Source organism: Dyella sp. AtDHG13 (assembly GCF_003201105.1).
GTDB classification, from domain to species: Bacteria; Pseudomonadota; Gammaproteobacteria; order Xanthomonadales; family Rhodanobacteraceae; genus Dyella; species Dyella jiangningensis_B.
Window position 1 is genome coordinate 65,080 of sequence record NZ_QICJ01000011.1, and the last position, 18,829, is coordinate 83,908.

17 protein-coding genes are annotated in these 18,829 nt (G+C 65.7%); 9 read left to right on the plus strand and 8 right to left on the minus strand.

Annotated features, from left to right (window positions below):
- Positions 1-2: 2 nt before the first annotated feature.
- The 8 genes from BDW41_RS17435 to BDW41_RS17470 all read left to right on the plus strand — a co-directional run bounded on the left by BDW41_RS17435 (position 3) and on the right by BDW41_RS17470 (position 11,911).
- The gene (locus BDW41_RS17435) at positions 3-2,126 is read left to right on the plus strand and encodes a TadG family pilus assembly protein (protein WP_158537010.1); all 2,124 of its coding nucleotides are present in this window, start codon (positions 3-5) and stop codon (positions 2,124-2,126) included.
- A 125-nt stretch (positions 2,127-2,251) separates the two neighbouring features.
- Positions 2,252-3,001 (plus strand): DUF2968 domain-containing protein, encoded by a 750-nt coding sequence (locus tag BDW41_RS17440; RefSeq protein WP_074550247.1) that lies wholly within the window; start codon positions 2,252-2,254, stop codon positions 2,999-3,001.
- A 264-nt stretch (positions 3,002-3,265) separates the two neighbouring features.
- A complete protein-coding gene (locus BDW41_RS17445) occupies positions 3,266-4,810 on the plus strand; it encodes a peptidase S10 (RefSeq protein WP_074550245.1) in 1,545 nt (514 codons plus the stop codon).
- A gap of 197 nt (positions 4,811-5,007) precedes the next feature.
- Positions 5,008-6,567, plus strand: a complete 1,560-nt coding sequence (locus BDW41_RS17450; protein WP_074550243.1) for a peptidase S10 — start codon at positions 5,008-5,010, stop codon at positions 6,565-6,567.
- Positions 6,564-8,261 (plus strand): acid phosphatase, encoded by a 1,698-nt coding sequence (gene acpA, locus BDW41_RS17455; protein WP_074550241.1) that lies wholly within the window; start codon positions 6,564-6,566, stop codon positions 8,259-8,261. The genes BDW41_RS17450 and acpA overlap by 4 nt, the downstream gene beginning before the upstream one ends.
- A gap of 107 nt (positions 8,262-8,368) precedes the next feature.
- Positions 8,369-8,683, plus strand: coding sequence for an EF-hand domain-containing protein (locus BDW41_RS17460; RefSeq protein WP_074550239.1), 315 nt, complete (start codon positions 8,369-8,371; stop codon positions 8,681-8,683).
- A gap of 291 nt (positions 8,684-8,974) precedes the next feature.
- Positions 8,975-10,831 (plus strand): M1 family metallopeptidase, encoded by a 1,857-nt coding sequence (locus BDW41_RS17465; protein ID WP_074550237.1) that lies wholly within the window; start codon positions 8,975-8,977, stop codon positions 10,829-10,831.
- A 75-nt stretch (positions 10,832-10,906) separates the two neighbouring features.
- A complete protein-coding gene (locus BDW41_RS17470; protein WP_074550235.1) occupies positions 10,907-11,911 on the plus strand; it encodes an alpha/beta fold hydrolase in 1,005 nt (334 codons plus the stop codon).
- An 83-nt stretch (positions 11,912-11,994) separates the two neighbouring features.
- Here BDW41_RS17470 and BDW41_RS17475 read toward each other — a convergent pair whose 3' ends face one another.
- The 8 genes from BDW41_RS17475 to ttcA form a co-directional block, all read right to left on the minus strand.
- Positions 11,995-12,561: a hypothetical protein gene (locus BDW41_RS17475; RefSeq protein WP_074550233.1), complete on the minus strand. Its 567-nt coding sequence runs from the start codon at positions 12,559-12,561 to the stop codon at positions 11,995-11,997.
- Positions 12,558-12,920: a hypothetical protein gene (locus tag BDW41_RS17480; protein ID WP_074550231.1), complete on the minus strand. Its 363-nt coding sequence runs from the start codon at positions 12,918-12,920 to the stop codon at positions 12,558-12,560. Before BDW41_RS17480 ends, BDW41_RS17475 begins: the two co-directional genes overlap by 4 nt.
- On the minus strand, positions 12,917-13,591 hold the full coding sequence (locus tag BDW41_RS17485; protein WP_083337715.1) for a sigma-70 family RNA polymerase sigma factor: 675 nt from the start codon (positions 13,589-13,591) through the stop codon (positions 12,917-12,919). The genes BDW41_RS17480 and BDW41_RS17485 overlap by 4 nt, the downstream gene beginning before the upstream one ends.
- Before the next feature lie 124 nt (positions 13,592-13,715).
- A complete protein-coding gene (locus BDW41_RS17490; protein ID WP_074550229.1) occupies positions 13,716-14,294 on the minus strand; it encodes an isoprenylcysteine carboxylmethyltransferase family protein in 579 nt (192 codons plus the stop codon).
- A gap of 133 nt (positions 14,295-14,427) precedes the next feature.
- Complete coding sequence (locus BDW41_RS17495; protein ID WP_074550227.1) at positions 14,428-15,198, minus strand: SprT family zinc-dependent metalloprotease; 771 nt, start codon at positions 15,196-15,198, stop codon at positions 14,428-14,430.
- Positions 15,199-15,343: 145 nt separating this feature from the next.
- Positions 15,344-16,261 carry a recombination-associated protein RdgC gene (locus tag BDW41_RS17500; protein ID WP_074550225.1) on the minus strand — a complete coding sequence of 306 codons (918 nt, stop codon included), beginning with the start codon at positions 16,259-16,261 and terminating at the stop codon, positions 15,344-15,346.
- A gap of 122 nt (positions 16,262-16,383) precedes the next feature.
- Positions 16,384-17,583: an amino acid aminotransferase gene (locus tag BDW41_RS17505; protein WP_074550223.1), complete on the minus strand. Its 1,200-nt coding sequence runs from the start codon at positions 17,581-17,583 to the stop codon at positions 16,384-16,386.
- Between the two features lie 29 nt (positions 17,584-17,612).
- Positions 17,613-18,476 (minus strand): tRNA 2-thiocytidine(32) synthetase TtcA, encoded by an 864-nt coding sequence (gene ttcA, locus BDW41_RS17510; protein ID WP_074550222.1) that lies wholly within the window; start codon positions 18,474-18,476, stop codon positions 17,613-17,615.
- 132 nt (positions 18,477-18,608) lie between these two features.
- Between ttcA and BDW41_RS17515 the strand changes: the two genes are divergently transcribed.
- Positions 18,609-18,815, plus strand: a complete 207-nt coding sequence (locus BDW41_RS17515) for a DUF465 domain-containing protein (RefSeq protein ID WP_074550220.1) — start codon at positions 18,609-18,611, stop codon at positions 18,813-18,815.
- Positions 18,816-18,829: the final 14 nt, after the last annotated feature.

An 18,829-nucleotide genomic window follows, 5' to 3' on the forward strand; every position in this document is an offset into this window, starting at 1 on the left:
CCATGCCCTTCACCTCTGCCACGCGCCCCTCGCGTCGCACACAGCGCGGCGCCACCGCCGTCGGCATGCTACTGATGCTTCTGTTCATGATCAGCATGCTCGGCATCGTCGAGGTGGGTTATCTGTATTGGGCCAAGCGCGATACGCAGAAGGTGGCGGACTTGGCGGCGCTGGCGGGGGCGCAGCAACTGAGCGCGTGCACGCCGGGCAATGCGAACAACACCGCCGCCTATGGCAACGCCTATACCGAAAATAAATTCACCAAGGGAACGCTGTCGGTCCAGTGCGGCACATGGGACCCGGTAGCCAATGCGGGCGTTAGCGATCACTTCAGCGCGACGGCCGCCGGCAGCACGCCCAATGCGGTAAAGGTCGTCGCCCAGCGGCCAGTGCTGCCCATCTGGGGATTCGCCGGCGCGTTGCCCAGCGTCAGCGCCGAAGCGGTGGCAGCGGGCCAGGAACCCACCGCGGTTTTCAGCATCGGCAGCACGCTGGCCACGGTGAGCGGCAAGTCCCCGCTGGGCCAGGCGCTGGCGGCGGTCGGACTCAATATCCCTGAGGCATCGCTGGTGGGCTACCAGGGCCTTGCCAATGCCACCATCACGCCATCCGGGCTGCTCAACCAGCTTGGCGTGCAGTTGCCCACCAACCTCACCGCTGGCGGGCTCAACCAGTTTCTCGCCTCGTCGGTGCAGGCGCACGCCTTGATCGACGTGCTCAATGCCACGGTGATCGCCGCCGGCCAGAAGCAATTGGTGAATGCCAACGCGACACTGGTCAACGCGGTGACGGCCGCCATTGGCAGCGCGCCGGGACAGGTCACGCTGGGTTCCAACGGAACCACATCGGGGCTGTTCGCACAGATCACGGCGCCGGATTCGGCGGGTCTGCAATCCGCGCTCAACGCGCAGGTGAGCGCGCTGCAACTGATCAGCACGGCCATCGCCGTGGCGTCGGGGCAGCATGCATTGAGTGGCAACCTGTCCACGCCAGCCAATGCAATACCCGGACTCAACATCAGCACGGCGTTTGCCGTCATCGAGCCGCCGCAGATCGGCATTGGCGGCGTGGGTGCCACGGCCTCGACCGCGCAGGTGCGCGCCTTCGTCCATGTACAACTCAGTTCCAGCAGCGTGCCCTTGATCGGCACGCTGCTGAGCCCGCTTGCGACGATCAGCCTCGACCTGCCCATCGCCATCGATCTGGTCAATGCGCAGGCGACGGTAGCCAGCCTGTGCACCAAGACGGATGGAAGCCCGGAAACGGCCACGTTCAACGTGAAGTCCTCCATCCTGCAGATGTGCGTGGGCGGCATCAGCCAGGCCAGCGCCTTCAGCACGGCGGGCAGCTGCGCGCAGATTCCCATCACCAACAACAATCCGCTCCTGACGGTGAAGACGGGCACGGCCACACTCGCGAGCGTGGGCCACCCTTTCACGCTGACTGGCCTGACATCCCAAGGAACAGGAACGCTCGCCGCCGGCCAGTCCGCCAACATTCCCTCCGATGGCACGCCGCTCGACATCGGCTCGGCCGTGAGCAACTTGTTCACCGCGCTGACGACCGCCTTGATCACGCAGTCGACCACGCCATCGAACTCATCCACGATCTCGCTGCCTCTGGCCACGGACCTGTGGAACAACAACGCCGCTGCCCACACGGGGCTCACTCCCAACCTCAATCAGCTGCAGGCAGCGCTGAACCAACTGTCGAGCAGCACGGCGGGCTTGCAGGGCTTCCTGCAGAACACCACGAGCCAGGTGGGCAACATCCTGGGAAGCACCCTGACACTCAATGTTCCGGGACTGCTCACCGGGACCAGCAACGTGCTGGGCGGGGTGGTCAATCTGCTCGGCGGCATCGTTACCCAGACAGGGTGCGCGCTGGGTGGACAGTCTTCCTGCATCGCGGCCATCCAGACCGCCATGAATGGTGGAACGACGGCGCTCCCCAATAGCCTCGTGGCCGTGCTTGGTTTCGTCGTACAGGCGCTGCAAGGGCCGCTCAACAACCTCGGTTCGCAGGTCCTCACGCCGCTGCTCACCAATGCGCTGGGCATCAACCTGGGCGTCAGCACCGTCACGTTGCAGTCATTGCAATGCCACGGTGTGCAGTTGGTCTACTAGTTGTAGGCCCGCGCCCCTTGACCCTCCCCGGCAGACCCTTAGACTGTCCCGGATGGCTCGGCCATGGAGGGGAATGCGCGCCCAGCGCGCCCCGGGGCCGGCCACGATCAGAGGGGAATGACGGGATGAAGGCTTTGACTCGCAGCGCGAGCCCGCGGCGTGTGCTGTTCGCGATCGGCACCATGGTCCTGATGGCCACGTCGGCCTGCGCCAGCGCACCCGCCACCACCAACAACCCGTTGCCCCAGGCGACGGCCGCGCAGGCCACGCCGGCTGCCCAGCCGCGGGTGCCGCTGAGTACGGTGGAGAGCCTGCGCCAGCTGATCGACAACCATCAGCTCACCGAGATGCGCACGACGTACAACAGCACCTATGGCGCGAGCCTGCTGTTCCGTCCGGAAACGCTGGGCTATTACGTGGTGCTGTTCCACGGCAAGGAATTCTGGCGCGTGATGCAGACCGATTCCTTCGACGAGGCCGAAAGCCTTTACCGCACCTTCGTGTCGCAGACGCAGACGCTGGGCCAGGTGGAGATCGACACCACGCGCCTGGATGCCGGCAACAAGTACGCCGAGCACATGATCGCGGTGAACGAGGCCAAGCTGCGCAGCCTGCAGCAGGACGCGAACAACCAGCAGCAGCAGGCCCGCCAGGTGGCCGAAGCGCAGGAGCAGGCCCGTCAGCAGGCCGTCACGCTCAGCAGCGACCTGCACAACACCAATGCGCAGCTCGAAGCGGTGAAGCAGCAGGTGCGCGCGCTGGAAGCCATGCAGGCCAACCCCGCGCTGGTGCTGCCCACGCCGGCGCCCGCCCCGGCAAGCACCACCGCCACGCCGGCCGCGCAGCCCCAGCAGCCGCCCGCCGCGTCGCCCTGATTCGCAGGAAATCAGCGCAAGACTCTGACCGCCGCGTCCTCACGGATCGCGGCGGTTTTGTTTTTGCGACGCGGCGGAACACGACGAAGCGACCGCGCGTTCGATCGATGTACCCGCAATTCCCTGCGTCCGCACTGGGCTGACCAGCATCTCACCGCGAAATTCGTCAGCCAAAAGCAAGCCAACCAGTACTTTTGTCACGGTCGCCGGCGCGCTCCCGTTTGCATACTCGGGGCTTACATCGATCCAACCCCGGGGAGCTCCATGCGTCGCCTTCTGACCCTGCTGATGGCCGGCAGCCTCGCGCTGTCGCCGTTTTCCATGACGCTGGCCAAGGACAAGCCAGCCGACAAACAAGCCGATGCCAGCAAGGACGACGAGGTCAAAGCGCCCAGCACCGAAACCGCCGTGCGCACCAAACACAGCGTGAGCATCAACGGCCATTCGGTGTCCTACACCGCCACGGCCGGCACGGTGATCATCCGCGACGACAAGGGCGAGCCGCAGGCTAGCGTGTTCTACGTGGCCTATACGGTGGACACCGGCAAGCCGGAGAAGCGGCCGGTGACGTTCCTCTACAACGGCGGCCCCGGGTCGTCGTCGATGTGGCTGCACATGGGCTCGTTCGGCCCGGTGCGCATCGCCACCGACAGCCCGGCCGCCACCGCGCCCGCGCCGTACAAGCTGGTGGCGAACAGCGACAGCCTGCTCGACAAGACCGACCTGGTCTTTATCGATGCGGTGGGCACGGGCTATTCGCGGCCGCTCGGCAAGGCCGAGGGCAAGGATTTCTGGGGCGTGGACCAGGACGTGTCGGCGTTTGCGCGCGCCATCCAGCGCTACGTGACGCTCAACAACCGCTGGAACTCGCCGAAGTTCCTCTACGGCGAAAGCTACGGCACCACGCGCTCGGGCGCGCTGGTGGATGCGCTGCAGGACAAGGGCATGTCGTTCAACGGCGTGATCATCATGTCCTCCATCCTCAACTATGGCATGCGCATGCCGGGCTACGACGAGATGTTCATCGGCTACGTGCCGAGCTATGCGGCCGCCGCGTGGTACCACAACAAGCTCGCCAACAAGCCTGCGGACCTGAAGGCCTATCTCGACCAGGTGCGTGCGTTCGCTCGTGGCCCGTATGCCACGGCATTGGCGAAGGGCCAGGACGTGCCGCCCGCGGAAGCCGATGCCGTGGCGCGCCAGCTGGCCGCCTACACCGGCCTCTCGGCGGAGTACATCAAGGAGGCGAACCTGCGCGTGGACCCGTCGCGCTTCCGCAAGGAACTGCTACGCAACGAACGCCGCACCATTGGCCGCTATGACGTTCGCTTCGAGGGCGTGGACGAGGATTCCGCAGGTGAAGTGCCCGATTACGATGCGTCGGACACGGGCATCAGCGGCGCCTTCGTCACCGCGTTCCACGACTACGTGAGCAACCAGCTCAACTATCACAGCGACCTGGACTATCGCCCGACGTTTGGCGACACCGGCAAGGCGTGGGACTGGAAGCACCAGGCCGCGGGCATCAAACGTCCGCTGCAGACGGCCTACGTGGCCGGCGACCTTGCGCACGCCATGCGCACCAATCCGCACCTGCAGTTGTTGTCGATCAACGGCTACTACGATTTCGCCACGCCGTTCTTCAACACCGAGTACGACATCGCGCACATGAACCTGGAGCCGTCGCTGCGCGGCAACGTGCATTTCCTGTACTACCCGTCGGGGCACATGATCTACCTCAACACCGAAGCGCTGCAGCAGCTCAAGAGCGATCTGGCGCGGTATTACGACGCGACGACGCATTCGTAGTGCTCAGTGCGGACTTCCATCCTGCCTCACCGTCATTCCCGCGAAAGCGGAAGGCGTCTTTCAACAGCCGAAAGGCTGGTCATCCAGTGACTTTCGTGCCGGCCCAAAAGCGCTGGATCCCCGCCTGCGCGGGGATGACGGTGAGGAAACGACATACGCATCGACAGCCCTGATTTGGCTCCAAGGAAACCACTGACATGCGCCACTTCCCCTTCGCATCACTCGCCCTTGCCACGATCCTCGCGCTGGGCACCCTGCCGCTGCACGCCGCCGATACGCCCAAGGACGCGCCCAAGTCCGAACAGGGCGACAAGGACAAGAAGGCCGACGAAAACGAGCAGCCCGCGCCGCCCGAACATGCGTCGGTAACCAGGCACAGCGTACGCGTGGGCAATCGCAGCATCAGCTACACCGCCACCGCCGGTCGCCTCACCATCCGCGACGACAAGGGCAAGCCGACGGTGAGCTTCTTCTACGTCGCTTACACCACCGACGGCGGCAAGAACAGCAAGCGGCCGGTGACGTTCTTCTACAACGGCGGCCCAGGCTCTTCGTCGATGTGGCTGCACATGGGCTCGTTCGGGCCGGTGCGCGTGGCCAACGATGGCGACAAGCCGATTCCGCCCGCGCCGTATCACTGGGTACCCAATGACCAGAGCCTGCTGGACAAGAGCGACCTGGTATTCATCGATGCGCCGGGCACCGGCTATTCGCGCCTGGTGGGCAAGACCGAGGGCAAGGACGTGTGGGGCGTGGACCAGGATGCCGAGGCATTCAACAAGTTCGTCACCCGCTACGTCAGCGTGAACAACCGCTGGAACTCGCCCAAGTTCCTGTTCGGCGAGAGCTACGGCACCACGCGCTCCGCCGTGCTGGTGAAGTCGCTGCAGGAAAGCGGCATGGAGTTCAACGGCGTCATCCTGATGTCGTCCATTCTCGATTTCTCCGTCGCCGCGCCGGGCATCGATCACGGTTACATCGTGAACCTGCCGACGGAAGCGGCGATTGCCTGGTACCACAACAAGGTGCCGAACAAGCCGGCGGACATCAAAACCTTCCTTGACGAAGTGCGCCGCTTCGCCTCGGGCGACTACACGCTGGCATTGGCCAAGGGCGATGCCATCGACCCGGCCGAAGCCGATCGCGTGGCCAACCAGATGAGCCGCTACCTGGGCATCTCGCCACAGTACATCAAGGAAGCCAACCTGCGCGTCAGCCCCAGCCGTTTCCGCAAGGAATTGCTGCGCGACCAGCGCCTGACCGTGGGACGTCTGGACGGCCGTTTCCAGGGCATCGACCCGGACGCCGCCGGCGAGACGCCCGATGGCGACACCGCCAGCGATGCGATCACCGGCGCCTACGTGGCGGCGTTCAACCAGTACGCCGCGACGGAACTCAAGTTCACCGACGATCGCCCGTACCTGCCCAACAACTACGCCGCCATCGGCAAGAACTGGGACTGGAAGCGCAAGAAGAACGGCGGCTGGCTGCAGGCCACCTACGTGGGCGACGACCTGGGCGATGCCATGCGCCGCAACCCGCACCTGAAGGTGTTCTCCGCAAACGGGTACTATGACCTGGCCACGCCGTTCTACGCGACCGAATTCGACCTCACCCACCTCGGGCTGGAGCCGGCGGAACGCAAGAACATCTCCTACGGCTTCTATCCGTCCGGTCACATGATCTATCTCGACCCGACCTCGCTGCAGGAGACCAAGGCGGACCTGTCCCGTTTCTATGATGACGCAGCACCGTGAGCAAACTCCCTCCCCCGCCTTTCCCCGACATCGCTGAAGAACAACCTGTCGATCCCGCGCGACGCCGTCTGCTGGGCGGCCTCGCGCTGGGCGGCGCGGCGCTCGCCATCGGCGGCACCGAGGCGTTGGCTGGTGGCGCCACCGGCGCACCTTCGCCGGTGGCGCCGGCCAGCATCGACGAGGCGCTGCGCGCGCAGGTGCAGAAGGTGGTGGTGATCTATCTGGAGAACCGCAGCTTCAACAACCTGTTCGCCAACTTCCCCGGCGTGGAGAAGCCGCTCAGCGCGCTCAAGCCCGAGGAGTACCTGCAGCGCGACCGCGACGGCACAGTGCTCGCCAAGCTGCCGCCGATCTGGCACGGCCTGGCGTCGCACAAGCAGACGGTGAACCATCGCACTTACCAGGTGATGCAGGACGACATCACCGACTTGCCGAATGCACCATGGGCGCTGCGCACGGGCAGCGGCGACCCGCTGCCGCACGGCGTGGTGACGCGCGACCTGGTGCATGCGTTCTACGAGAACCAGCGGCAGATCAACGGCGGCAAGAACGACGGCTTCGTGGCCTGGGGCGACACCGGCGCGATGGTGATGGGCCACTACGACGACAGCGCCTCGAACCTGCGCCTGTGGCAGCTCGCGCGGCAATACACGCTGTGCGACAACTGGTTCATGGGCGCGTTCGGCGGCTCGTTCCTCAATCATCAGTATCTGGTCGCTGCGCAGCCGCCGTTCTATCCGGATGCAGACAAGAGCCCCGCGAAGTTCAACATCGCCATCACCGAAAGCGGCAAGGCGGATGATCCGCGCCTGCGGCTGGCCGACGATTCCCCCGCCAGCGCCATGCAGGGCCGACCGAAGTTCGCCTCGCGCAGCCAGCTCACGCCCGATTTCTGGGCGGTGAACACGATGATGCCGCCGTACCAGCCGACCAGCACGCAATCGGGCGAGGACCCCACGCTCGCCGCCGAGGACAGCCCGAGCACGCTGCCGCCGCAGGAACACAAGACCATCGGCGATGTGCTTTCCGAGAAAGGTGTGGACTGGGCGTGGTACGCCGGCGCGTGGCAACTGGCGCTGGACGGCAAGGGCGACGGCGACGAACACCAGTTCCCGCAACGGCCCAACTTCCAGATCCACCATCAGCCGCTGAACTACTTCAAGAGCTTCGCGCCCAACACTCAGGCGCGCGCAAAACACCTGCGCGACGCTGGCGTGGGCGAAACACCGAAGACCAACCGTTTCCTCGCCGACATCCAGGCCAACCGCCTGCCCGCTGTGAGCTTCTACAAGCCGCAGGGCGATCTCAACATGCACGCCGGCTATTCGGACGTGGATGCGGGCGACCGCCACGTAATGACCATCGTCCACGCGTTGCAGAAATCGGCGGCGTGGAAGCATACGGTGGTCATCATCACCGTCGACGAGAACGGCGGCTGGTGGGACCACGTGGCACCACCCAAGGGCGACCGCTGGGGGCCAGGCTCGCGCATTCCCGCGCTCATCGTGTCGCCGCTGGCGAAGAAGGGCTACGTGGACCACACCATCTACGACACCGGCTCCATCGCCCGTTTCCTCACGCGCCGCTTCGGGCTGGAAAAGCTGCCCGGCCTGACCCTGCGCGAAGAGGCCATGGTGGCCGCCGGCGGCCCGCCGCCGGGCGACCTCACCAACGCCCTGGAACTGGGCACCTGATCTCGCTGCGTTGAAGCAGCCCGGCACCGCGCCGGGCTGCGCCCGAACGATCTGCTCACATCCGCGGTGACATACTCCGCCCGCCTTTTCAGGGAGAGAGATTCACCATGCGCCGCACTGCCCTCATCATCGCCGCACTCGCCGTCTTCGCCGCCAGCGCCAGCCACGCGCAGACGGGCCTGGGCGCCATCGCCAACCAGGCGCAGAACAACCTCAAGAACTTCGACATCGCCGACAAGAACAAGGATGGCCTGTTGACGAAGGAAGAAGCCGAGAAGGGCCCGGTGCCCTTTATCCGCGCGCATTTCGACGCCATCGACAAGAGCCATCGTGGCGCCGTATCCAAGCAGGACGTGATCGACTACGTGCAGTCGCTGCAGCATCCGCAGGCGGCACCGGCGTCGGCGGGGTCGACGCACTGAGTTAGGGTGCGCTGGCGAGGGCTTCGTCTCCAAGACAGCTACCCCTCACCGTCATCCCGGCGCAGGCCGGGATCCAGTCTCCGCTGTGGCCGGCTGTCGCCCATTGCCCGCCAAAGAAACACGTTGGCGTATCGCGACAACCATGAACCGACGAAACTGGATCCCGGCCTTCGCCGGGATGACGAGCCTTGGACTGAGGCCTTGCCCGACAAACCCAGCGTGACCATCCACACCCGCGGCCAGCCACCCGCCAATGGCATACTCGGCGTTCCTGCTTTTGGAGTGACCCCGATGCGCCCGTCCCACCTTCTCGCCATCGGCGCGCTTGCGCTGCCGCTGAGCGCCTTCGCCGCCGATCCGCATTCCTATGCCCAGCCCGACCAGGTTCGCGTGACGCACCTGGACCTGGACCTGAAGGTGGACTTTCCGCACAAGCAGCTGGACGGCCAGGCCACGCTGAAGCTGGATTGGAAGGACGCCAAGGCGAAGTCGCTGGTGCTGGACACGCGCGACCTGAAGATCGCCAGCGTCGAGGGCATCGACGCGGCCGGCAAGGCCAGCGCGCTGAAGTACGCACTGGCGCCGCGCGACAAGGAACTGGGCAGCAAGCTCACCATCGACACGCCGGCGCATCCGGCACAGGTGCGCATTGTCTATACGACCGCACCGACCGCCTCAGGCCTGCAGTGGCTGACGCCGGAGCAGACCGCGGACAAGAAGCTGCCCTTCATGTTCTCGCAGTCCGAATCCATCCACGCGCGCTCGTGGGTGCCGCTGCAGGATTCGCCGGCCATCCGCTTCACCTATGACGCGCACGTCACCGCGCCGAAGGACGTGCGCGTGGTGATGAGCGCACTGAACGACGCCGGCCATCCGCTGGATGGTGATTTCAGGTTCAGCCAGCCGCACCCGATTCCCTCGTACCTGCTTGCCATTGCTGCGGGCGATATCGCGGCGAAGGAAACTGGCCCGCGTTCGGCCGTCTATGCGGAACCGAGCATCGTCGGCAAGGCCGCGAAGGAATTCGAGGACACCGAAAAGCTGATCAAGACCGCCGAGTCGCTGTACGGCCCGTACGCCTGGGGCCGTTACGACCTGCTGGTGCTGCCGCCCTCGTTCCCGTTCGGCGGCATGGAAAACCCCAACATGACCTTCGCCACGCCGACCCTGCTGGTGGGCGACAAGAGCCTGGTGTCGGTGATCTCGCATGAGCTGGCCCATTCGTGGTCGGGCAACCTCGTCACCAGCGCCGCGTGGCGCGACATCTGGCTCAACGAGGGTTTCACCACCTACGTGCAAGGCCGCATCACTGAGGCCGTCTACGGCAAGACGCTGGCGGACGAAGAAGCGCTGATCTCCGCGCGCGGCCTGGAAAAGAACCTCAAGGACATGCCGGAGAACGCGCAGCGCCTGGCGCCGAAGCCCGGCATCGGCGCGGACGATTCGATCTCCGAGGTGCCGTATGACAAGGGCAGCTGGTGCCTGCGCACGCTGGAAGCGCGTTTCGGCCGCGAGACGTTCGACGCCTACCTCAAGGGCTATTTCGCGCATTTCGCCTTCCAGAGCATCACCACGGAGCAGATGCTCGACTACCTGAAGGCCAACCTGTTCGACAAGAACCCCGGCAAGATGAGCTGGGATGAAGTGCAGCAGTGGGTGTACGAGCCGGGCGTGCCCAAGAATGCGCCGCTGCCTGATTCGCCACGCTTCAACGCCATCGACAAGGAACGCGCCGCCTTCCTCGCCGGCTCGCTTGCCACCGGCAAGCTCGACGCGAAGAGCTGGAACACGCAGGAGTGGATGTATTTCCTCGACGGCCTGCCGGACGTGACGCCGCTGGACAAGATCAAGCAGATCGACGCCGCGTGGCACCTCACCGGCACGCCGAATGCGGAAATCGGCATGCGCTGGTACAGCCACGCCATCGCCGCGGGCGACAAGGACGTGTGGCCGGCCGCCGCCGAGCACATGACGCGCATCGGCCGCCTGTACCTGACCATGCCGCTGTACCGCGCCTTCGTGAAGACGCCCGACGGCCTGGCCTACGCCGAACAGGTCTACGCCAAGGCCAAGAGCGGCTACCACCCGCTGACGCAGGACGCGGTGGAGTCGCTGTTCGCCAAGGCGAAGAAGGGCACGAGCAAGTAAATTCCGCGCGCGCCTCCTTGCAAAGGAAGGCGCGCGACGCCATCGATAGCTGCGCTTCCCACTGACGGTTTCCCCATGGCCACCCAGAAAACGACGCCCGTCACGCCTGCTTCCACGCGCCCGCTCTGGCAGCGGCTCGCCTTGCGCCGGCTCAAGTTCCTCGGCTTTGTCGCCATCGTGCTCGCCGTCGTGCTCGGCGGCTCCTACCTGTTCGCACCGCAATGGCTGCTGAGCGCCGACATCAAGCGCCAGGCCATGGCCGCGCACGTGGACAAGCACTCCGTACAGGTGGGCGACACGAACTGGGTGTACTACGAAGGCGGCGAAGGCCCCACCTTGCTCATGCTGCACGGCTTCGCCGCCAGCAAGGAAGTGTGGATGAAGCAGATGGAGCAGCTGTCGCCGCACTTCCACGTGATCGCGCCGGACCTGCCCGGCTGGGGCGAATCCAGCCGCGTCGATGGCGCCAGCTACAACATCGATGCGCAGGCGTCACGCCTGCAAGCGTTTATCGAAGCGCTGCATCTGCCGAAGGTGGTGCTGATCGGACATTCCATGGGCGGCGCCATCGCCGGCGTCTACGCCGCCGAGCATCCCGAACACGTCGCCGAGCTCGCCCTGCTCGATTCGTTCGGCCTGAAGGCCAACGAAAATGATTTCTCGCGCACGGCGATGTCCGGCAAGAATGTGTTCCTCTTCGACAACCGCGAGCAATTCGCCCAAGCCACCGCATGGGCATTCGCCAAGCCGCTGAACATTCCCGGCCGCTTCCAGGACGTGCTGATCGCACGCAACCAGAAGGACCGCGCCTTCCTCGAACACACCTTCAACGAACTGCGCGACCCCTCGCAATACCTGTCGCTGCAGAGCCGCCTGGACAAGCTGCAGATGCCGGTGCTCGGCCTGTGGTGCCACGACGACAAGATCATCGACATCTCCGCGCTCGACAGCCTGCGCAACGGCCTGAAGAACGCCAGCGGCATCAGCACCAGCATGCTGACCGGCTGCAACCACATGCCGATTGTCGAGAAGCCGGAGGAAACGGCGCGGATCATTACGCAGTTTGCGTTGTCGCACTGATATCGATGGGCGCAGCTTAAACACGGTCGCCGCCTGATTCACCTGCGCGCCGCCGCATGAGCGGCCGCGCGCACTGGTTTTCCTCAATCCGCGAATCCGAGATTCACCGGTGCGCCAGGCAAGGTGTGCGCCGCGTCGTCGGTCACTGGCACATCCTTGCCTACCACTTCGAACTTCAAGCCGTCGGCCCAAACCTGGCCCTTGTTCTGCAGAAGCACGCCAAAGGCAATGTCCCGCGCATCGTTGGGCACGTCCAGCACGATGTCGTACCGCTGCCAGTCATGATCGCCCTGCGGTGCGCGGAGTTCCATGTTGTCGAACGCCGCGCTCTTGCGATCGGCACCGTCGACGCGCATCCATAGCTGTCCCTTGCCCGCACCCTTCGTGCGCAGATAGCCGGAAAGACGTACGCGCTTGCCATGATAGGCATCCGCATCGATGGTCTGCATCACGCTGCCGAAGCCCGCGTTCTCTTCTTTCGCACGGAGATAGACGCTGGTGCCACCCGACACCCGCGCGCTGCTTTCCGTACCGACGTCATAGCTGCTGGCTGCCGTACCGGTGACAAACCAGCCCTTTGGCACCGCCGCATGGGCGCCACTGGCAAGCAGGCTGCTCAGCAGCAACATGCAGGTAAAGCTCTTTTTCATGGCGAGTTCCTTGTGTCAGGGAAAGGGTTAACGGGTGGCGTGTTCATCAAGAAGCGATCCGTCTCGCTAGGCGGAGGCGTAACATCCATGCGCAGCAACTCGGCCCGGGTACGGCCGACGTCCAGCCCTGCGTTCGCAGTGAGCGCAAGGTCGTCGGCATGCCGGGGCCCGCTCGCCACGACCCAGATCAGCAACAAGGCTGCAGCGGCCAGAGGCCATGCTGCGCGATGGCCGATGCGGCGCAGCGCAGCCACGCGATCCGCGGCGCGCAGGATGCGCGCGTCCACCTGCGCCGCCGGCGTTTCCCGGGCTGAACGTCGATAGAGCGACAGCACCTCGTCCATGGCGTCGTCGCTCATCGCCAGGCCTCCAATGCATCGCGCAATTTCTGCTGCGCATAGCGCAGACGGCTCTTGACCGTTTCGCGCGTGGTACCCGTGGCGAGCGCGATATCCTCCAGACTCAGCTCGCCTTCCGCCTTCATCAGGAAGGCCTCGCGTTGCGGCAGCGGCAACGCCTGTACGGCATCGATCAGCGCACGACCCAGGGCGTCGTTGTGCAGCAGCCGGTCCGGTGCATGCAGGGTCGATCCGGCGTGATGCTCAAGCGCTTCCTCGTCGCCGCACGCATCGATCGCGTCCGGCGCATGCCGGCCGAGTACGCGCCAGCGGTCCGCGGCGCGCCGATGGGCAATGCCGAACAGCCAGGCAGCGAACGATGCCTGCGGCTCGTAGCGGTCCTTGCCGTGCACCACGGCCATCCATACGTCCTGGAAAATCTCATCCGCTTCGCTGGCCCGGCCAGCCAGACGCAAGGCGTAGCGATGCAGCTTGTCGCGATAGCGTGTGTAGAGCACGCGAAAGGCTTGGGCATCGCCACGACGATAGCGCCTCATGCACTCGGCGTCGCTCCATGGCAATGATTCCGTCGCGGTCTCCGGACGCGAAGGCGCCCACGGCTCTTGCAGGTGAGCCAGCGCGCTTGCGCAGGCCTGCGTCCAGTCCAGGGGCAGTGTGAGGGTGGCCGACATGGCGTTCTTTCCGTTGGCGATACTTCCATGATCGCCGGGAATGCCGGAATGGGGTTAACGGGAGCCGGGAATCACATGCATCGACACTCCGCACACGATGGCCGTCAGGCCTGCGGACTCGCGGCTATAGCACGCCAGGAATCAAGGCCTTGGTCCGCTGCATGTACTGTTCGTAAGAGGCGCCGAAATTCTCGCGCATCCAGCGCTCTTCCAGCCTCAGTTTGAACCAGAACGACAGTGCCACGATCACCACCGCAAGCGCGCCGCGCCACTCGCCGATCGCCACAGCCGTTCCCAGGAAAGCCAGCAACAAGCCGGTGTAGATGGGATGGCGCACCCAACGGTAAGGACCGGCCTGGATCAGTTCGTGGTCTTGCTTCACCTGGACCACCGAACTCCAGTTGCGCCCGAGCACCTGGCGCGCCCAACAGGCAAAGGCAACACCCAACATGGTGAGCAAGGCGCCCGACACGGCGCCGGCCAGCGTCGCCGGATACACGCGCGATCCCAGCCATGTGCCATGAAACCATGGTTCGGGACCGATCAGCAGCGCCGCGAGCATCAACGGCAGCCAGTACTTCAGCAGGCGCGGCAACACCGGCTCGCTGCGCCTGGCATCCTTCACGCGGCGCCAGCCCCATAGCCAGTACAGCACGAACAGCATCCATGATGCCTTGATCACCGGCTCGATCGACAATGCCATGAGGAGTCTCCACCTGATCGTCGTGGCGATAGCGTCCGCCCGCCATGGGCACGCAACAAGTGGCAGTTGTCATCCGGCTTGTGTGTCACCGGCGCAGTTGCCTGGCCGTGGCTCGAACGGTCCGACGATGCGCTCAATCCGCCACGTCGGCAATCAACCGATCCAGCTCCGTCTTCAGCCACGCGCCGTTGAGGCGCAGCCAGTCGCGTTGTTCGCGCCATTCGTGGAACAGGCCTTCGACCTGCTGCCAGAAGCGGGGGGCGTGGCTGCGTACTTTCAGGTGGCAAAGCTCGTGTGCCAGGACGTACTTCAATGCGTTGGGTGGCGCGAGCGCGAGGGCGAGGTCGAGGTTGATGCGGTCGCGTGTGTCCAGGCTGCCCCACAGGCTTTTCATGGGGCGCACGCGCAGTGCGGTGGGTGCCAGGCCGAGTTGTGGCACGTAGCCGGCGAGCCAGCGCGATACGTCGCGGCGGATCTGCGCCTCGAAGTACGAGGCGAGCAGTCCGCGCGCCACGGGCAAGGCACGCGTGTGCGGACGTGGAATCACCAGGGTGAGCGTGCCTTCGCCGGCTTCGACCTTGGGGTACGGTCCATCCATCCAGTCGAGCTGCACGGTTTCGCCGCGCAGCGGAAATTCCGTGGGCGTGCCCACGCGCAAGGGAGGCAGCGGTTTGACGACCAGATGCAGCTCGTCGAGCTTGCGCTCGAGCCAGTCGGCGTGATGGCGAAGGAAGGCGCTGACCTGCGCCGGATGCGTGCCGTGCGGATACGACACGCGCGCGCCCTTGGGCGTCACGGTGAGGCGTAAACGGCGCGCGCGCGGATGCGCGGCCTTGAGCACGCGGATAGTGCTACCGCTTGCGGTGGCCAGTTCCAGCCAATCGCCTTCGAGGTGCTGCGTCATGTTCCCCGCCCTACTACGACTACGTGGCGTCCAGGCCCATCAGTGTCCCAAAGGGAATGTGGGGGGAGCATGCAGGCTTCGCAAGACGGCGCTGTGACCGCCCCAAAACCATACGGCGGGGGCGGCCCAGGCTGAACGAAGCGACTCAGGCTTCGGCGGGACGCGGCAGGCCGAACCATTCCTCCAGCTTGCCGAGCAGGCGCTCGAGCTCCAGGGTGAGCAGGGCGAAGGTGGCGTCGGCCTCGGCGGCGGCGTCGGGGTGGCTGTCGCCCAGTTCGTCCGTCACTATGTCGAGGAACTTGAGCTTGCGGACGATCAGGTCCTCGCCGAGCACGAAGCTCATGCGCTCATCGAAGATGAGACCGAGCTGGAACACCTGCTTGCCGTTGCGCAGGTGCTCCTTCACTTCCTCGCCGTCCAGGTCCTGGCGGCGGCACTTGGCGATGGCGCCGGTGGCCGAGGCCGGGTCGCGCAGCTCCACTTCGTCGCCCAGGGCGAGGCCGGCCGGCAGGTTGCCGTTGGCCAGCCAGTCGGTCATGAGCACGCGCGGGCCCTCTTCCGGGGCCAGCGGCACGGCCGGGAAGCTGCCCAGCGCCTCGCGCATCTGGGTGAGCGTGTTCTCAGCGGACTTGCGACTGGAGGTGTCCAGCACCAGCCAGCCATTCTTCTTGTCCACGTAGGCGCGCTGGCGCGAGCTGCGGATGAAGGCGCGCGGCACCAGCTCGTTGAGCACGTCTTCCTTCAGGCGCTTGCGCTCGCGGCCGCCGACCTTGCGGCCTTCCTCTTCGGCGATCTTCTGCACGCGGCGGTGCAGCTCGTCGTTCACCACGGCGCCGGGCAGGAGTTTGTCCTCGCTGCCCACGGTGACCATGGTGCAGGCGTGCACGGCGTGGGTGAGCGGGGCCTCATCGCCCCGGCCCACCGGCGGCACGAAGCCCTTGGTGCCCATTTCCATGGGGCCGCAGGGGCGCAGGCGATAGTCGCCCAGCACCTCGTCGAGGCGGTTCAGGTCATCGGCAACGGCGGGGGAAAAGCGGAACAGCGTGAGATTGCGGAAGAACATTCGGTATCCGTGCTTGTTTCTTTGTCGTCATCCCCGCGCAGGCGGGGTTCCAGCGACTTCAGGCGCGCCAAAGTCACTGGGTCCCCGCCTGCGCGGGGACGACGGTGAGGGAAGTGTGGAACTCAGCGGCTGACCGCCGCCACCGCGTTCACCACCGTATCCAGGTTGGCGCGGTTGAGCGCGGCCACGCAGATGCGGCCGGTGCCCACGGCGTAGATGCCGTACTCCTCGCGCAAGCGGTCCACCTGGGCCTTGGACAGGCCCGAGTAGGAGAACATGCCCGCCTGCTCCTGGATGAAGCCGAACTGCGGCGAACCGGCGGCGGCGAGCTTTTCCACCATGCCGGCGCGCATGGCGTGGATGCGCTCGCGCATCTCGCCCAGCTCCTGCTCCCACAGCGCCTTCAGCTCCTTGCTGTTGAGCACGGCGGAAACCAGCGCGCCGCCGTGCGTGGCCGGGCTGGAGTAGTTGGAGCGGATGGTGCGCTTGACCAGCGACTGCACGCGCAGTGCCTCGTCGCGGTCCTTGCCCACGATAGACAGCGCGCCCACGCGCTCGCCATACAGCGAGAACGACTTGGAGTACGAGTTGGCGACCACGAAGGCGTCGATGCCCGAGGCAGCGAACAGGCGCACGGCGGTGGCGTCGGCGTCGATGCCCTCGTCGAAGCCCTGGTAGGCCATGTCCACGAACGGCAGCAGGCCGTGATCCTTCACCAGGTCCACCACTTGCTGCCACTGCTCGGCGGTGAGATCCACGCCGGTCGGGTTGTGGCAGCACGCGTGCAGCAGCACCACGGTGCCCGGCTCCAGCTTGCCGAGGTCGGCCAGCATGCCGGCGAAATCCAGGCCGTGCGTGGCGGCGTCGTAGTAAGCGTAGTCGACCACCTCGAAACCGGCGGCGCTGAACACCACGCGGTGGTTTTCCCAGCTCGGGTTACTGATGGCGATTTTGGCCTTGGGCAGCACCTTCTTCAGCAGGTCGGCGCCGATGCGCAGCGCGCCGCTGCCGCCGATGGTCTGCGAGGTGGCCACGCGGCCGGCGGCCAGCAGTGGGGAATCTTCGCCGAACACCAGCTTCTGCGTGGCGATGTTGTAGGTCGGCATGCCGTCGATGGGCAGGTAGCCGCGCGGCTTGGCTTCCAGCGCCAGCGATTTCTCCACCTCGTGCACGGCGCGCATCAGCGGGATGCGGCCCTGCTCGTCGTAATAGATGCCCACGCCCAGGTTGACCTTGCCCGGGCGGCTGTCGGCCAGATAGGCCTCGGTGAGTCCCAGGATCGGATCGCCCGGGGTCATTTCAACGCTAGAAAAAAGAGACACGGCTTTACTCGATTCGGAAGTGGAAAGGTTCACGACTCGTCCGGCGTGCCGGCAAGCCACTGGTGCGCATCGGCGCGAGCGACACCTTCGCGCGCGCCTAGCGACGCGAAGTCGAACAGGTTGCGGTCGGCAAGCTGGGAGGGTGCCACGTTGCCCAGCGCGCGGAAAATGTTTTCGGCGCGGCCGGGCTGGGTCTGCTCCCAGTCCTCCATCATGCGCTTGACCGCCTTGCGTTGCAGGTTTTCCTGCGAGCCGCACAGGTTGCAGGGAATGATCGGGAACGCGCGCGCCTCGGCGTAGGCGGCGATGTCGCTTTCCCGGCAGTACGCCAGCGGGCGGATCACCACGTGGCGGCCATCGTCCGAACGCAGCTTGGGCGGCATGGCCTTGAGCTGCGCCTGGTAGAACAGGTTCAGGAAGAACGTGCCCAGGATGTCGTCGCGGTGATGGCCCAGCGCGATCTTGGTGACGCCGTTGGCCGCCGCCCAGTGATACAACGCGCCGCGCCGCAGGCGCGAGCACAGGCTGCACATGGTCTTCCCTTCCGGAATGACGCGGGTGACCGTGCTGTAGGTGTCCTGTTCGATGATGTGGAACGGCACGCCGCGCGCGGTCAGGTACTCCGGCAGCACGTGCGCGGGGAACCCCGGCTGCTTCTGGTCCAGGTTCACCGCCACGATCTCGAAGCGCACCGGCGCCTTGGCCTGCAGCGACAGCAGGATGTCGAGCAAGGTGTAGGAATCCTTGCCGCCGGACAGGCACACCATCACCTTGTCGCCGTCCTCGATCATGTTGAAGTCGGCCACGGCCTGGCCCACCTGATGGCGCAGGCGCTTGGCCAGCTTGGCGGCCTCGTAGTGCTGCTTGCGGGTGGCTTCGGGCTGGGCGGACATGGACGCGATTGGGCGGGACGGCCTCCCATTGTAGCGGGCCAGTCGCCGGGCTGCCCCGGCCGCACGGCGCAGCCCACCCGCGGCCCCGGCGGCGGTACACTGGCGGGGTTCCCTCCCAAGCCCTTCGCCGTCATGCAGGTCCAGGACCAAGCCGAGATCGCCCATCTGCTGGCCGAGTTGCGCGTCGAGCACCGCGACCTCGACGTGGCCATCGAGCACCTCGCCTCGTCGCTCAGCCGCGACGAGCTGCAGCTCACCCGCATGAAGAAGCGCAAGCTGCTGCTGAAGGACCACATCGCGCGGCTGGAAAGCAGGCTGATCCCCGACCTGGACGCCTGAGCGTCCTCTCTCCC

What these genes read in the sequence shown, in the direction of transcription:
- BDW41_RS17450 (WP_074550243.1), top strand. Translation starts at nt 5,008, where the DNA reads ATGCGCCACTTCCCCTTCGCATCACTCGCCCTTGCCACGATCCTCGCG.
- BDW41_RS17470 (WP_074550235.1), top strand. Translation starts at nt 10,907, where the DNA reads ATGGCCACCCAGAAAACGACGCCCGTCACGCCTGCTTCCACGCGCCCG.
- BDW41_RS17460 (WP_074550239.1), top strand. Translation starts at nt 8,369, where the DNA reads ATGCGCCGCACTGCCCTCATCATCGCCGCACTCGCCGTCTTCGCCGCC.
- BDW41_RS17515 (WP_074550220.1), top strand. Translation starts at nt 18,609, where the DNA reads ATGCAGGTCCAGGACCAAGCCGAGATCGCCCATCTGCTGGCCGAGTTG.
- BDW41_RS17440 (WP_074550247.1), top strand. Translation starts at nt 2,252, where the DNA reads ATGAAGGCTTTGACTCGCAGCGCGAGCCCGCGGCGTGTGCTGTTCGCG.
- BDW41_RS17445 (WP_074550245.1), top strand. Translation starts at nt 3,266, where the DNA reads ATGCGTCGCCTTCTGACCCTGCTGATGGCCGGCAGCCTCGCGCTGTCG.
- BDW41_RS17475 (WP_074550233.1), bottom strand. Translation starts at nt 12,561, where the DNA reads ATGAAAAAGAGCTTTACCTGCATGTTGCTGCTGAGCAGCCTGCTTGCC.
- BDW41_RS17495 (WP_074550227.1), bottom strand. Translation starts at nt 15,198, where the DNA reads ATGACGCAGCACCTCGAAGGCGATTGGCTGGAACTGGCCACCGCAAGC.
- ttcA (WP_074550222.1), bottom strand. Translation starts at nt 18,476, where the DNA reads ATGTCCGCCCAGCCCGAAGCCACCCGCAAGCAGCACTACGAGGCCGCC.
- BDW41_RS17465 (WP_074550237.1), top strand. Translation starts at nt 8,975, where the DNA reads ATGCGCCCGTCCCACCTTCTCGCCATCGGCGCGCTTGCGCTGCCGCTG.
- BDW41_RS17485 (WP_083337715.1), bottom strand. Translation starts at nt 13,591, where the DNA reads ATGTCGGCCACCCTCACACTGCCCCTGGACTGGACGCAGGCCTGCGCA.
- BDW41_RS17500 (WP_074550225.1), bottom strand. Translation starts at nt 16,261, where the DNA reads ATGTTCTTCCGCAATCTCACGCTGTTCCGCTTTTCCCCCGCCGTTGCC.
- BDW41_RS17480 (WP_074550231.1), bottom strand. Translation starts at nt 12,920, where the DNA reads ATGAGCGACGACGCCATGGACGAGGTGCTGTCGCTCTATCGACGTTCA.
- BDW41_RS17435 (WP_158537010.1), top strand. Translation starts at nt 3, where the DNA reads ATGCCCTTCACCTCTGCCACGCGCCCCTCGCGTCGCACACAGCGCGGC.
- BDW41_RS17490 (WP_074550229.1), bottom strand. Translation starts at nt 14,294, where the DNA reads ATGGCATTGTCGATCGAGCCGGTGATCAAGGCATCATGGATGCTGTTC.